We start from the raw sequence: 15,585 nt of genomic DNA, 5'->3' as shown, positions 1-15,585 counted from the left end.
AAGTAAATTTGATGATTTAATTTTCAAATGATCAAGTTTACTTAATTCGATCAAAATCCTCGGTTTTCAACGTGAATAATTCAGATAACTAAAGCTATAATGCGCTTAGTTATTTTAATTAAAGCATTAGGAGATCGCATGACTGTAGATGTCACTGAAACCATTTCTCAAACTGTACATCCTGCGTTTCAGTTGGTACGTCAACAACATGTTGAAGCTTTAGACATTTTCGTGTCTGAATATAAACATAAAGTGACTGGCGCCACGCATTATCATCTGGCGACCAATCACGACGAAAATGTCTTTCTGGTGGCGTTTCGTACCCAGCCGATGGATTCTAAAGGTGAAGCACATATTCTGGAACATACTGCGCTGTGTGGTTCAGAGAAATTCCCGGTGCGTGATCCATTCTTCCTGATGATTCGCCGTTCACTGAATACTTTCATGAATGCCTTTACTGCGGCGGACTGGACTGCATATCCATTTGCGACGCAGAACAGCAAAGATTTCCAAAACCTGCTTGAAGTGTATATGGATGCCGCATTTGCTGCGAACCTGAATCCACTAGATTTTGCCCAGGAAGGCATTCGTATTGAGCTGGAAAATGGCGAGCCTGTCTATAAAGGCGTAGTTTTTAATGAAATGAAAGGTGCGATGAGTTCACCTTCAGATCAGCTTTATCACACGCTGGCGCATCATTTATTCCCGAATACGACTTATCACTATAATTCTGGCGGTGATCCCAAAGATATTCCTGATCTGACTTACCAAGAGTTAGTTGATTTCTATAAGTCACATTACCATCCAAGTAATGCAGTGTTCATGACCTTTGGCAATAAAACCGCATTCGAATTGCAAGAGCAGTTTGAAAATCTGGCATTGTCTAAATTTGAAAAAGGTCAGACGCTGTATCCAACACCTGAAACCCGTTTGACTGCACCATTGACGGTTACAGACAGCTATGCGGTTGATGCCGAAGACCTGCAGGACAAGACCTATCATGTGCTGTCTTGGTTATTGCCGGAAGCCAGTGATATTAAACTGCGTTTAGGCATGCGTTTAGTCGAAGGTATTTTGCTTGAAGATTCTGCATCACCACTGCGTCATTATCTAGAAACTTGTGGTTATGCCGATGCAACAGGTCCATTCATGGGCGTGGATGATTCTAACTTTGAAATGACTTTCTACTGTGCGGTGCAAGGTTCAAATCCTGAACATGCAGAAGAATTTAAAAATGGTGTATTCAAGGTTCTGGAAGATGTCGCCTCTAAACCGGTCGATCAGAACATGGTCGATGCGATCCTGCATCAAATTGAATTGCATCAGCGTGAAATCAATGGCGATGGTACGCCGTATGGTCTAAGCTTGATCCTGAGCGGTCTGGGCAGTGCGATTCATCACCGTGATCCGGTCGAAGTTTGGGATGTGGACTCTGCAATTGCTGCAGTCAAAGAAGAACTGCAAGATCCAATGTGGTTATCCAATCTGATCAAAGAGCATCTGCTAGATAATCCACATCGTGTCCAACTGACGCTGGTTCCGGATGCGACCAAATCTGCCAAAGAAGCAGCGGATGAAAAAGCGCGTCTGGCTGAAATTGGCAAGAATCTGACTGAAGAGCAAAAAGCTGAAATTATTGCGCAGACTGAGGCATTAAATGTGCGTCAGGACACACCGGATGACTTGAACTTGTTGCCGAAAGTCGGTTTGGAAGATGTCCCTGCGGAATTGCAGATTGTTCAAGGCCAGTTGCGTGAGATTATCTGTAACCACGTCGATACGCCATTGAATCTGTATCATGCCGGTACTAATGGTATTTATTATCAACAGGTTCTGGTTAATATTCCGGATGAAGTGGTGCAGTCGCCTTACTTTAACCTGCTTTCAATCCTGATGGGTGAAGTCGGTGCAGGTGAGTATGATTATCTTGAGTTCCAGCAACTGCAAACAGCGGTAAGCGGCGGTCTGGGCATGGGCGCGTCTTTGCGTTCTAAAGTCGATGACAAAAACAAGATTACTGCCTGGCTAACCCTGACCACCAAATCTTTGGTGAATCATCTGGATGCGATTCGTCTGTTAAAGATCGGTTTTGAACAGCTTCGCTTTGATGAGAAAGACCGTATTGTTGAGCTGTTACAACAGCGTAAAACGCGCTGGCAGTCACGTATTTCCGGTTCTGGACATAGCTATGCAATGCAAACGGCTTCACGCCAGCATAGTGCATTGGCTTTGCGTGATTATCATAATACCGGTCTTGGCGCATTAAACTGGCTGATCGAACTGGTGTCTAAGATCGAAAAAGATCCGGCTGAATATGATCTGCTGATTGATGAGTTAAAACGAATTCATCGCGTCTTGTTGCAAGCGCCGAAGCAGTTCCTGTTAGTCTGTGAAGAACCACAATCTGAGCATCTGATTGAAGAAATCCAGAATGTCTGGGACAAGCTTGCGGTGGATTCTGCACCGGTTGCACTGACTCAAGTCGAAAAAGTAACCCATGATCAGCACGAAGCCTGGTTGATTCAAGCCAATGTCCAGTTCTGTGCGGCTGCTTATCCGGCAGTTGAAGTCTCACATCCTGATGCTGCTGCATTGATGGTACTGGCTGGATATTTGCGTAATGGCTTCCTGCACAGCGCCATTCGTGAAAAAGGCGGTGCCTATGGTGGCGGTGCGAGCTATGACGGCAATGCTTGTTCATTCCGTTTCTACAGCTATCGTGACCCACGTCTGGCAGAAACTTTCCAGGATTTTGATGCCAGTATCCAGTGGTTACTCAATGCACCACAACAGCCGCATCAACTGGAAGAAGCCATTCTGGGTCTGATTGCCAGTATGGATAAACCGGGTTCACCAGCAGGCGAAGCCATTACTGCATGTTATGCCTATCTGCATCAACGTACACCAGCGTTCCGTAAAAAATTACGTGAACGTTTATTGAATGTCACATTGGATGATTTGCAGCGTGTTGCACAGACCTATCTGGTCGAGCAGCAGGCGACGAAAGCAGTTGTGGCACCAGTGGCAAAACGTGAAATGCTGGAGCAGCTTGGTTTTGTAATTCAACAAGTTCTATAAATAAAAAGAAGAGGATAAGGGATGGCGCTTAATTTGTTTAAGCGCTCAACTCTGCAGCTGAGCGTATTGCTGGGCTGTGCAGTTGGGACGCAAGTGAATGCGGAAGAAATAGTAGTTAACAGCCCCATGCCGGCAACGGCCGAAGCCTGTGCCGCACTGGAAAGTAGTGCAGAGCGTCTGGCTTGCTATGATGCTTTATTTAAAATTCCGGTCACTGAGAAGCCTGCAATCGTTTCTGAACGTCGTGCAGCAGCAGAAATTGCGCCTGAGCCCGACAATTTAAAAGCGAAAATTGGTCAAACCGTTTCCAATATTTATGCTTCTGAAGGATCAAAGCTGACGCCGAATCTGTCTTTGCTGGATAGCCGCTGGGAACTCTCTCCGGAAAGTAAATTAGGCACTTGGAACATCCGTTCTTATCAGCCAGTGTATTTGATGCCAGGTTTTTGGACATCAAAGAAAAATGAATTCCCTCAAAGTGAAAATCCGGAAAATACGGTGAAGGAAGATCAAAATCTCACCTCAACCGAAGCAAAGTTTCAGTTGTCTTTAAAGACCAAGGCAGTTGAAAATATCTTGGGCGATAATGGTGATCTCTGGCTTGGTTATACTCAGTCTTCGCGTTGGCAGGTATATAACTCGGAAGAATCACGTCCGTTTCGTGAAACCAACTATGAACCTGAAGCAAGTTTAGTTTTTCGAACCAACTATGATCTTTTGGGTCTGAACTGGCGCATGTTGGGACTGACTATCAATCATCAGTCCAATGGTCGTTCTGATCCGTTATCACGTAGCTGGAACCGGGTGATGCTGAATCTTGGTTTTGAAAAAGACAATTTTGCCTTGATGGTTCGTCCTTGGTATCGCTTTGAAGAGAAGCGAGAAGATGATAACAATCCCGAAATCAAAAACTACATTGGCCGTGGAGACATGACCGCATTTTATCGTTATAAGGAGCATGATTTTTCATTGATGCTGCGACATACCTTAAAAGGTGGAGATGAAAACCGTGGAGCCGTACAGATCGACTGGTCATTCCCGATCAGTGGGCGTTTGCGTGGTCAATTCCAACTATTTGATGGTTACGGAGAAAGCCTGATTGATTATAATCACCGTGCCACTTATGTCGGTTTAGGTGTTTCCTTGATGAACTGGTTCTAGGATTCCAACTTTAAACATTTTGGAATGAAAATAAAAAACCATGCTGCGGCATGGTTTTTTATAGGTGGATTAGCCAATCTGGATTTCTGCAGGCGGATGTTTGAGACGACTCTTTTTTGGAGTGGCAATAAAATAAGCAAGTGTCAGTGGCCCTAGACGACCTGCGAACATTAACAACATCAGAATGATCAAACTGGCCGGTTGTAAGTCTTCAGTGACACCTCGGGACAAACCGACGGTACAAGCTGCAGACACAGCTTCAAACAACAGATCCAGAAAATCCTGCTCAGGTTCCAGAATTAATAAGCTCATAAAACCCATCATGATCAGCGCTGCAGTAATACACAAAACGGCCAAGGCTTTAAAGGTGGTTTTTTCAGGAATAGAGTGATTAAACAGCCGGATTTCATCTTCGCGTCTTAAAAAACTGATTACGCTGATCACCACAATAATAAAGGTACCGACTTTAATGCCGCCCGCCGTACTTAAGGAACCTCCACCAATAAACATCAGAAATATGGTAACTAAAGTGGATGCATCACTCATTTGTTCCATCGGCAAGCTATTAAAACCCGAAGAGCGGGGAACGGTGGCATGGAACCAGGCATTCACGGCCTGATCGCCTAAACTCATCAGGCCCAAAGTTTGCGGATTGGAAGCCTCTAATAGCCAAAGTACGATAAAAGCACTGAGGTTCAGACCCAGAATCGTTGAGAGGATTAGCTTGCTGTTGGTACTCAACTTACGCCAGCGTTTATGTTCTTTGACATCCATTAGCACCAGAAAACCGATACCACCAATGATATAGAGCATACTGATGGTAAAGGTAATCAGATACTGCCCTGAAAAGCTCATCAAGCTGTTTGGAAAAAGCGAAAATCCACCATTATTAAAAGCGGAGACGCTATAAAAAGCTGCATAAAATAGTGCATCGCTAAACTGATATTCTTTGAGCCAAGCCAAAGTCAGAATCAGCGTACCGATTGCTTCAAAGAATAGAGAATATAAAAACACGGCTTTAATGGTAAAACTGACTTTCTTCAGACTGGTTTGTCCGATGGACTCCTGTGCCATGACTTGTTGTTTTAGCCCCAGTTGCGGTGCCAGACTCATCACTGCCAGAATGGCAAAGGTCATAAAACCCAAGCCGCCGAATTGCAACAAAAACATAATCACGATTTGGCCGAATACGGTATAGGCATCACCGACATTTACCACCGATAGCCCGGTAATGGTCACAGCAGAAGTTGCTGTAAATATCGCCTCCAGCCAGCTGATTTCTCCATGATGGGCGATAGGCAGCATCAGAAGTAATGAGCCAATCAGAATTAATCCGAGAAAACCCAAAGCCAGTAAGCTCGGAGGACTGAGGTTAATCGTCCTGTGTTGCTTTAAATCATAACTTTTCATAGGTGTTTAAAATATTTAGCAAGACGGCGCAAAGGTTCCAGCAATCCTTCAACCAGTAAAATATCGCCTTCCTGAAGAATCTGATTGGTATCTACGTGATATTGCAATGTAGATCCGCGTTTATGTAATAAGGTGGTGATTTCAGGCGCATGCTTCATCAACTGATTCAGTGGCGTACCATGATGATCTGCATGAATTTCAATTTTGACAATGTAATGATCATCTTCAAGCGCCATATAGCGACTAACCATCGGATAGCTTAATGATTGTGCCACCCGAACGCCCATATCTTCTTCAGGATGAATAATTTTTTCGACATTGAGATGGGTCAGAATCATGTGGTGGGATTTGGATTTAGCTTTTACCCAGATTTTCTTCACGCCCATATTTTTTAAATGCAATACACACAGAATGCTGGCTTCAATATCTTCTCCAATCGCAACGACAACGGCATCACAGCGCTGAATATTCAACTCGTCGAGTACATGTTCATCGGTTGCATCGGCAATTACGGCATGGGTCAGTTGATCGGAAATATTTTCGACATATTTTTTATTCAGATCGATCCCGATCACTTCATGCTTCAGACTGATGAGCTGTGTGGCCACGGTCGCACCAAAACTGCCAAGCCCGATGACTGCAAATAATGCCATGGATTGTCCTTCGTTATCTTTATGTCATTCGTTATATTCGCTATGGTAATGAGAAGGCGATTCTTCAGCTATAGTTTTTAGGTAAAAATAGTACAAATCTTTGAAGTATTTACGCTTCTTTCATCTGAAGTACAGATTGAAAATTTGGACAATCAGACATAACCTGACGATGTGTATATAAGGTTCCATAGGTGTTTTGGATGATGTATTTGAATTCATGATGATCATCCTTCATGATATTGAGTGTGGCTTGGCGTTTAAGTTGAGGATAAGTTTTTAAATTATCGATTGAGGCACAAGAAAAGCTTTTTACAAAAGCTGAAATTTTAGGATCTAATTTCACTTCTTTATAATGATCTAGAAAAATATAAACAACAAATTTGGGATACTGGTTGAGTATTTCTGAATGTGCCTCTATACCAGCGATGTTGCTGAGGTTATTTGCGGTTGCATTACTGGGAATATTTTTCATACTTGTTCGAACGCGATCTTCTTCTTGATTTAATTTGTATGCTGGATAGCCGTATAAATAGACAAATAAAGTGGTGAGCAAAATAATAATAAAAGTGATATTCATATCTTAAGGTTCTATTTTTGTAATTATTTTTAATTTTAACAAGATTGGAAATTAATGGATAATTGGTGTTTTCATTCATGATACATTTTTAAATCTGCCTAGAATATCATCCTAAAAAAACCGCCTCGAAAGGCGGTTTATGTTTGAGAGAATTACTTCAAGAAACGTTGATAACCCAGATTATTGGTAATTTCCTGATATGGATAGGTAATGGTTTCGAGAGTTTCGATCAAACCGTCCGGATTTTGTTGTGCATCGGTCGCTTCAAGACCCACCAGAACACGTCCTTCAGCAGCGCCGTGGTTACGGTAGTGGAACAGGGTAATGTTATGGGTCGGGCCCAGACGTTCCAGGAACATCAGTAAAGCGCCAGGACGCTCCGGGAATTCCACTCGGAACAGGCGTTCATTTTCAATATCGGCATGACCACCGATCAGGTAACGGATATGCAGTTTGGCCACTTCGTCATCAGACAGATCATCAACGTCATACTGGAACTTTAAGGTTTCATAAATTTCCTGACGTTCTTTCTCGCCATTTTTCAGACTAATACCGACAAAGACCTGTGCCGCAGAAGCATCGCTGGCACGATAGTTAAATTCAGTAATATTACGACCTTGCAAAGCACGACAGAAGCTCAGGAATGAACCTTTCTGTTCTGGAATGGTCACGGCAAAAATCGCTTCTTTGCGTTCACCCAGTTCGGTACGTTCAGCGATATAACGTAAACGGTCGAAGTTCATATTGGCGCCGCAGACAATCGACACCATGTTCTTCCCTTCGATGCCATGTTCAGCCACGTATTTTTTAATACCTGCCAGAGCCATTGCACCAGATGGTTCTACAATGCTACGGCATTCGTCATAAGTGTCTTTAATCGCTGCACAGACTTCATCCGTATTCACCAGCACCACATTCGGTTCCACGATTGGGCCAGAATTGTCCGATTTTTGCAGACGAATCACATCAAATGGTTTTTCACCAATTTGGGCTACAGCTGTACCATCAGCAAACAAGCCCACAGATGGGAGAATCACACGTTCATTTGCTTCTAAAGCAGCTTTTAAACAGGCAGATTCGTCGTATTCCACTGGAATGACTTTAACGTGGGGTGCGACATCACCTAAATACGCTGCAACACCTGCGATCAGGCCACCACCGCCAACTGCGACAAACACGTAATCCACATCGCGCCATTGGCGAAGAATTTCATTGGCAATGGTGCCTTGGCCAGCAATCACCAGTTCATCATCATAAGGCGGAATGAAAGTCATCCCATCTTCCTGGGCACGTTGAATCGCATATTTATTGGCAACATCAAATGAATCACCATGCAAAACCACTTCGCCACCCAGACGTTTAACCGCCTGTACCTTGATATCAGGTGTGGTTTTAGGCATCACAATAATCGCGCGAATACCCAGCTTTTTCCCTGAGAGTGCCACGCCCTGTGCATGGTTGCCCGCTGAAGCAGTAATAACGCCACGTTCCATTTGTGATTTCGGTAGTTGACTAATACGGTTATAGGCACCGCGTAGTTTGAATGAAAAAACCGGTTGTAAATCTTCACGTTTAAAGCGGATGTTATTATTGAGTCGTTCGCTAATTCGTGGCGCTGCTTCGAGTGGAGTTTCGATTGCAACATCGTAGACCGTTGCTTGTAAAATTTGTCGAACCAAACGAGACAGCATGTTAATTTTCCATCTAACAGTTTAAAATAGGGGCTTATTGTAACAAACCACACGGCTTTGCGGTTTAAAAAAGCTGCAAAAGTCCAAAATAGTTGAGTGAAGCCATGAGTCTATATGCAACCCAAGATGAGAAAAAACAAGCAGCAGCCAAAGCCGCTTTAAAACACTTGCCAAAAGGGGGCATTTTAGGCGTAGGTACAGGCAGTACTGTAAACTTTTTAATTGACTTATTACCTGAGCTGCAATTGGAAGCTGCGGTAGCCAGTTCAGAAGCAACTGCACAGCGCTTGAAAAAACTCGGCATTGAAGTGGTGGATATGAACTCTGTTAGTGGTCTGGATGCTTATGTTGATGGTGCGGACGAAATTGATCGTCATATGCATATGATCAAAGGTGGCGGCGCAGCGCTGACACGCGAAAAGATTGTCGCGTCGATTGCAAAAAAATTCGTGTGTATCGTGGATGATTCAAAATGGGTTGGACAATTGGGTCGTGAGTTTCCGCTTCCTGTAGAAGTGATTCCAATGGCACGTTCTGCGGTTGCGCGTAAAATTGTATCTTTGGGTGGCGATCCTGCTTATCGTGAAGGTGTGGTAACTGACAACGGTAACGTGATTCTAGACGTGTACAACCTGAATATTCTAAATGCGCTTGAACTGGAAAAAACCTTAAACGATATTCCGGGCGTGGTGTGTAACGGGATCTTTGCGATTAATAAAGCAGATATCGCCATTGTCGCGACGGATAACGGAATTGAAGAGCGTACTGCGGTTTAATTAAACTTTCTAGAAAAAATCCCTCTAAATCTCCCTGAGCGAAGTTTTAAAACACTGCTTTAAAAACAAGTGCAAGAAGGGAGACTTTTAAAAGCCCCTCTTTGAAAAAAAGGGGTTTGGGGAGATTAAAAAAAACTATAATGACCTTATCCGACCTACCCGAAATTCAAATCACCCGAAATGTCCGTTCAACACGGTTACGTTTGCGTGTCGATGCGACCCAGATTCGTCTGACAGCACCGGTTTTTTGCAGCAAAAAACAGATACAGCATTTTATCGAACAATCTGAAAGCTGGCTGATTAAAACCTGGCAATCCCAGCAGGAAAAAATCGAAAATATTGACCGGACGCTACCGAGTGAGCTGCGGTTATTCAATCTAAAAGCAGCAGTAAAAATTTCTTATCACAGCCAGAAAAACAACTTTATTTTTGATTATGAAGATCTACAGCTTTGGATCAGTGACCGACATCCTGAAGAATATTTAAAAACTTTCGTGATTGCCTACGCAAAAGAACAGCTTCCTTCATATTTAAATCTTGTCTCACAGCAATGTCGGTTGCCTTTTAAAAACTGCAGTATTCGACAACCTAAAACCCGTTGGGGCAGTTGTTCTGCCAAGCATGACATTATGTTGAACAGCGCGCTGGTATTATTTCCTGAAGAGGTCACGCATTATGTCGCTGTCCATGAACTGGTACACACAAAGCATTTTGATCATAGTCCACGCTTTTGGGCAGAAGTTGCTAAGTATGATCAGCATTTCCAGCAGCATCGTATAACGCTGAAAAATACGCCGTTGCCATATTGGTGGGGTGCCTAAAACCATAATTAATAAGTCCATATAACTCTATTGAAATAGCCTAAGCAAATTAAAAGTTTCATGATCAAAATCGGACTTATCCTACTGATCAATTAAAAAACCAGCAAACCCCAGTGAAATGGTTTAGAAAACCTCAACTTCCTGTCATACTAGGCTGTATAAAGGAAACATTTATTTGAGGTAATCATCGTGATTTCAGTGGGTATTGTGGGTGGTACGGGTTATACAGGCGTTGAACTTTTGCGTCTTTTGCTACGACATCCAGATGTAAATGTAACAGCACTGACATCACGTACTGAAGCAGGTCGTCGTGTAGATGACATGTTCCCAAGCTTGCGCGGGCATACCAATCTTAAATTTTCTGATTTGAGTCTGGGTTTATTAAAATCATGCGATGTGGTGTTCTTTGCAACGCCGCATGGTGTCGCAATGAAACATGCCGAAGAGCTGGTTGCTGCAAATACCAAAGTGATCGACTTGGCGGCAGATTTTCGTTTACAAGATCTTGAACAGTTTGAAAAATGGTATGGCATGCAACATGCATGTCCAGAACTGTTAAAAGATTCTGTTTATGGTTTATCTGAGCTAAATCGTGAAGAAATTAAAAAGGCCAGTGTGATCGGGAATCCGGGGTGTTATCCAACTACAGTTCAGTTGGGTCTGGCGCCAGTCTTAAAAGCGGCTGAAGCATTGGTGAAACCTGAAAGCATTATTATCGATGCCAAATCTGGTGTATCAGGTGCAGGTCGTAAAGCCAGTCTGGGCATGATTTATTCTGAAAATTCCGATAATTTTAAGGCCTATGGTGTAGCGGGTCATCGTCATCACCCTGAAATTGTCAAAGCATTGGAAAAAATTTCAGGTCAAAAAAATGTGTTTGATCATATTTTATTTGTACCGCATTTGGTGCCGATGATTCGTGGTATGTTGTCGACCATCTATATCGATTTAACTGAAGCAGGGCAAACCGCAGATTTACAAGCGCTATATGAGCAGTTCTATGCCAATGAAGCATTTGTCGATGTCATGCCGGCAGGCAGTTCACCCGAAACCCGTTCAGTGCGTGGAGCGAATCAGTTGCGTATTGCCTTGTATAAGCCACAGCCAACGAAACTGGTGATCCTGGTTGTACAAGACAATCTGGTAAAAGGCGCAGCAGGTCAGGCTGTGCAAAACATGAACCTGATGTTTGGTTTTGCTGAAGATGCTGGCTTAAATAATATTGGTTTATTACCATAAAAAACGTATTAGAACTTCACACACATTTAGATTTGCATTTAAATGTGTGTCTTGATTAAAGCAAACAAGAGATCAAAATGCCGAATAACGAGTCAAATACGACGCTTCCTCAGGAACCCGGTACTAAGAAACCATTCATGAAAGGCAATACGCCCTTAGCCATTGGTGCGGCTGTATTGATCTTAAGCAGTGGCGTACTCGGATATACCGTAGGACATCGTCAGGGTTTGACTGCGGCGGGTTATGATGCAGATGCAGAGCAACTGGTGGATGTGGTACAGACTCAGAAAGCCAGTCTGGAAACACTGAACAAGACACTGAATACTGCGGTTCAGGAGCGTGATCTGGCGGTTAGCAATGCCAATGATCTGTATCTGGCCATGACCAAGGCACGTGATGAACAGGTGCAGGCCGAAAGTGTGGGAACCATTTATCGCGAAATTTTGCGTCAGCGTGGTGGTTTGGCATTGGCGGTTCAAAACCTGTCGATTAAACCTTTGCCGGAAAATGCCTTTGAATATCAGATTGATCTGGTTCAGGTCAGTCCAGGCAAAAGTCGTGCCTCAGGTAGTGTGGAACTGCGCCTGATTAAAGGGACTGAAATTCTGGTGGTACCACTGGAAGATAAAAACTTTAATTTTGAAAATTATGAGCGACTCACTGGCCGCTGGACCATGCCGAAAGGCTTTAAACCAGAATTTATTGAAGTGCGTCTCACCGGTGCCAAGCCTGTGATTCGTCGTTTTAGTTGGGAACAGGGCAAAGCAGTCGAAAATCAGTCTGCCACCTTGTCAGAAATTCCGAAAACCGAAGCAAATGCAAATTAAGTGTGAAATATAAATCTTATGCCAAGCAATAAACGTCAAATGTGTTTAAGTGATATTAAAAATTCTTTTAATGAGTCTGGAATCGTTGATTGGCATATCAGCCCACGTTTAGCAAATGAACCCTCTGAAGACGGTGATTCTGACCTAGCTGTACAGACTGCACCGCCAGAACTGAAACGTCCACCGTTGTATGCCGTTGTTTTATTAAATGACGACTATACGCCGATGGAGTTTGTAATTGAAATTTTACAACAATACTTTGCAATGAATCTTGACCAAGCTACACAAGTAATGCTAACTGTACATTATGAAGGAAAGGGTGTAGCTGGGGTCTATCCTCGAGACATTGCGGAGACCAAAGCGAACCAAGTCAATAATTATGCTCGATCACAAGGTCATCCGTTACTTTGCCAAATAGAGCCTAAAGATTAAGGGGGTTACATGCTCAGTCGTCAATTAGAAGTATCACTACGTTTGGCTGTCAGCATGGCTCGTCAAAAGAGACATGAGTTCCTGACCGTAGAACATTTATTGTTAGCCTTGCTTGACAACGATTCCGCCGTAAATGCGCTTAAAGCATGTGGTGCGGACATCATCGTGTTGCGTAAGGAATTAGAAGAGTACGTAGAACAACATACCCCTAAACTTGGTGAAAATAGTGATCAGGCACCACACCCGACAGAAAGCTTCGACCGGATCTTGCAACGCGCGATTTTTCACGTGCAGTCAAGCGGCGGCGATCGTACTGTAGAAGGTGCTGATATTCTGGTTGCCATGTATTCTGAGCGTGACTCATTTGCAGTCTATCTGCTGAAACGTCATCAAATTAACCGTCTGACCCTGACTCAGTACCTGTCTCATGGTACCCGTAAAGAAGATGTACAGTCTGAAGAAGAAATCGAAGATCTAGATGGCGAATCAGCATCTTCAGCAAGTTCAGGTCCACTTGAACTTTATACCACTAACCTGAATGTTGAAGCACAAAAAGGTAAGACCGATCCACTGATTGGTCGTGAAAAAGAAATCGAGCGTGCCGCGCAAATTCTTTGCCGCCGTCGTAAAAATAACCCACTCCTTGTCGGTGATCCAGGTGTCGGTAAAACCTCGATTGCTGAAGGGCTGGCTTGGTTAATTGTCAATGGTAAAGCGCCAAAACCACTGGAAAATGCTGAAATTTTCAGTCTGGACATTGGTGCTTTGGTGGCAGGAACCAAATACCGTGGCGACTTTGAAAAACGCTTGAAACAGCTTTTAAATGCGTTGAAAAAGAAACCTGAAGCAGTGCTGTTTATTGATGAAATTCACATGATTATTGGTGCAGGCTCGAGTATGGGCAGTACCATGGATGCATCGAATCTGATCAAACCGGCGCTGGCAAATGGTTCTTTACGCTGCATCGGGTCAACCACATTCCAGGAATACCGTCAGGTCTTTGAGAAAGATCATGCTTTATCGCGTCGTTTCCAGAAAATTGATGTGAATGAGCCATCTATTTCTGAAACTATTGATATCCTACGTGGTCTGAAATCGAAGTTTGAAGATTTCCATCATGTGGAATATGAAGATCAAGCCTTAGTGTCTGCGGTAGAACTTTCTGCGAAATTTATCAACGACCGTTTCTTGCCAGATAAGGCGATTGATGTCATTGATGAAGCCGGTGCTCAGCGCCGTCTCAAAGCAGAACAAGATGACAGTTTAATCACCGTAGAAAATATTGAAGACATCGTTTCTAAAATTGCGCGTATTCCTCCGAAAACTGTCTCTAAAGATGACAAGAGTGTGCTGGAAAATCTTGAGCGTGATTTAAAACGTGTGGTCTTTGGTCAGGATGAAGCGATTGAGGCCTTGGCTTCTGCAATTAAACTGTCACGTGCCGGTTTGAAGTCTCCAGATAAGCCTGTAGGTAGTTTTGTCTTTGCGGGTCCTACAGGTGTTGGTAAAACCGAAGTGACCAAGCAGCTCGCGAAACAGATGGGTGTGGAACTGGTTCGTTTTGATATGTCGGAATACATGGAACGTCATGCAGTGTCACGTTTGATCGGTGCACCTCCGGGCTATGTCGGTTTTGATCAGGGTGGCTTGCTCACCGATGCGATTCACAAAAATCCGCATTGTGTGCTGTTGCTAGACGAGATCGAAAAAGCGCATCCAGATGTGTTTAACCTCTTATTGCAGATTATGGATCATGGTTCATTGACTGATAATAACGGGCGTAAATCTGATTTCCGTAACGTGGTCTTGGTACTCACCACCAATATTGGTGCTGAAAGTATTTCGCGTGTCAGCATTGGCTTTATGGAACAGGACAATAGCAACGACAATCAGGAAGCGATGAAGAAAGTCTTCTCGCCGGAATTCCGTAACCGTCTTGACGGCGTGATTCAGTTCAAGGCATTGCCAAGCAGCATTATAGAAAATGTCGTGGATAAATTCCTAACTGAACTTCAAGCACAACTGGATGACAAAAAAGTCATGTTGGAAGTGGATCAGAGTGCACGTGAATGGATGTCAGAACATGGCTATGACCGTTTAATGGGCGCACGTCCAATGCAACGTCTGATTCAGGAACACCTGAAAAAACCGCTGGCTGAGATGATCCTGTTTGGTGAACTGGCTGAAAATGGCGGCAATGTTGCAGTATCGGTGAAAAAAGAAAATGGTAAAGCGGTTGGCTTAAAACTTGAGGTTTTTGAAGATCAGACTGCTGAACCAGCCTAATTAAAAAGAAGGATCAAACCCGTGCTTGCACGGGTTTTTTCATGCACTCATATTTTAAATTATCAAATTTATATCATTTAAAAGATAAATTATGGATATTCAAGTTACCAAGCTGTTCACGACATTTTTACTGTTTTTAGTCACGGCATTGATGGAAATTTTAGGCTGTTATTTTCCCTACCTGATTTTAAATCAGGGGAGAAGCCACTGGTTATGGATTCCGACAGCTCTGGCTTTGGCGGCTTTTGTCTGGCTATTAACTTTACATCCAGCTGCTTCAGGACGGATTTACGCCGCTTATGGCGGTATCTATATTTTTTCTGCACTCATTTGGTTGCGCTTCGTTGATCAAGTCACGCTGTCACGTTGGGATTTGCTTGGTGGCATAGTGGTAATACTGGGCGCGTTGATTATTATTTTGCAGCCGCAGGGTCTGGTGCGTTAGCAGGATATAACAGCAAACCTCATCAAAAAAGGTAGCCATAGCTACCTTTTGTTTTCTCGATTTTTGAATCCTGAATCGAAATAAATGTTTTATGGGTTTAGATTATTTTAATTTGCAATCTTTCTGGGAAATATCAGTTTTATAAGTTTGTGTTTGCGAACTCAGACTAGGGCGTGTCATCAATTAAGC

General features: G+C 43.3%; 13 protein-coding genes. 9 read left to right on the top strand and 4 right to left on the bottom strand.

Annotated elements, in window-relative coordinates; translation table 11 throughout:
• Positions 1-138: 138 nt before the first annotated feature.
• Together BFN00_RS07905 and BFN00_RS07900 are read left to right on the top strand one after the other, a co-directional pair.
• The gene (locus BFN00_RS07905) at positions 139-3,078 is read left to right on the top strand and encodes an insulinase family protein (RefSeq protein WP_071851014.1); all 2,940 of its coding nucleotides are present in this window, start codon (positions 139-141) and stop codon (positions 3,076-3,078) included.
• 21 nt (positions 3,079-3,099) lie between these two features.
• Complete coding sequence (locus tag BFN00_RS07900) at positions 3,100-4,239, top strand: phospholipase A (RefSeq protein WP_071851013.1); 1,140 nt, start codon at positions 3,100-3,102, stop codon at positions 4,237-4,239.
• A 69-nt stretch (positions 4,240-4,308) separates the two neighbouring features.
• Here the strand turns inward: BFN00_RS07900 and BFN00_RS07895 are convergent, their stop codons facing one another.
• The 4 genes from BFN00_RS07895 to ilvA form a co-directional block, all read right to left on the bottom strand.
• Positions 4,309-5,649, bottom strand: coding sequence for a TrkH family potassium uptake protein (locus tag BFN00_RS07895; RefSeq protein ID WP_071851011.1), 1,341 nt, complete (start codon positions 5,647-5,649; stop codon positions 4,309-4,311).
• Complete coding sequence (locus BFN00_RS07890; protein ID WP_071851009.1) at positions 5,646-6,302, bottom strand: potassium channel family protein; 657 nt, start codon at positions 6,300-6,302, stop codon at positions 5,646-5,648. Before BFN00_RS07890 ends, BFN00_RS07895 begins: the two co-directional genes overlap by 4 nt.
• Positions 6,303-6,411: 109 nt before the next feature.
• A complete protein-coding gene (locus BFN00_RS07885) occupies positions 6,412-6,879 on the bottom strand; it encodes a hypothetical protein (protein WP_071851007.1) in 468 nt (155 codons plus the stop codon).
• Between the two features lie 152 nt (positions 6,880-7,031).
• Positions 7,032-8,570 carry a threonine ammonia-lyase, biosynthetic gene (ilvA, locus tag BFN00_RS07880; RefSeq protein ID WP_004646781.1) on the bottom strand — a complete coding sequence of 513 codons (1,539 nt, stop codon included), beginning with the start codon at positions 8,568-8,570 and terminating at the stop codon, positions 7,032-7,034.
• 104 nt (positions 8,571-8,674) lie between these two features.
• On the opposite strand from ilvA, the gene rpiA reads away from it, so the two are divergent.
• From rpiA to BFN00_RS07845, 7 genes are all read left to right on the top strand, one after another.
• A complete protein-coding gene (gene rpiA / locus BFN00_RS07875) occupies positions 8,675-9,346 on the top strand; it encodes a ribose-5-phosphate isomerase RpiA (protein WP_004279784.1) in 672 nt (223 codons plus the stop codon).
• Positions 9,347-9,486: 140 nt separating this feature from the next.
• Entirely contained in the window at positions 9,487-10,167 is a 681-nt protein-coding gene (locus BFN00_RS07870; protein ID WP_071851005.1) for a M48 family metallopeptidase, read from the top strand.
• A 183-nt stretch (positions 10,168-10,350) separates the two neighbouring features.
• A complete protein-coding gene (gene argC, locus BFN00_RS07865) occupies positions 10,351-11,406 on the top strand; it encodes an N-acetyl-gamma-glutamyl-phosphate reductase (RefSeq protein WP_171260779.1) in 1,056 nt (351 codons plus the stop codon).
• 77 nt (positions 11,407-11,483) lie between these two features.
• Entirely contained in the window at positions 11,484-12,233 is a 750-nt protein-coding gene (locus BFN00_RS07860) for a DUF6776 family protein (RefSeq protein ID WP_004279781.1), read from the top strand.
• A gap of 18 nt (positions 12,234-12,251) precedes the next feature.
• Positions 12,252-12,665, top strand: coding sequence for an ATP-dependent Clp protease adapter ClpS (gene clpS / locus BFN00_RS07855; RefSeq protein ID WP_004279780.1), 414 nt, complete (start codon positions 12,252-12,254; stop codon positions 12,663-12,665).
• A 9-nt stretch (positions 12,666-12,674) separates the two neighbouring features.
• The gene (gene clpA / locus BFN00_RS07850) at positions 12,675-14,951 is read left to right on the top strand and encodes an ATP-dependent Clp protease ATP-binding subunit ClpA (RefSeq protein ID WP_004646785.1); all 2,277 of its coding nucleotides are present in this window, start codon (positions 12,675-12,677) and stop codon (positions 14,949-14,951) included.
• 91 nt (positions 14,952-15,042) lie between these two features.
• Entirely contained in the window at positions 15,043-15,396 is a 354-nt protein-coding gene (locus BFN00_RS07845; RefSeq protein ID WP_071851001.1) for a YnfA family protein, read from the top strand.
• Positions 15,397-15,585 lie beyond the last annotated feature (189 nt).

Source organism: Acinetobacter sp. AR2-3, assembly GCF_001878775.1.
Taxonomy (GTDB): Bacteria; Pseudomonadota; Gammaproteobacteria; order Pseudomonadales; family Moraxellaceae; genus Acinetobacter; species Acinetobacter lwoffii_D.
The sequence above is the reverse complement of the archived record's forward strand: the minus strand, read 5'-3'. Positions and strand labels throughout refer to the sequence as shown.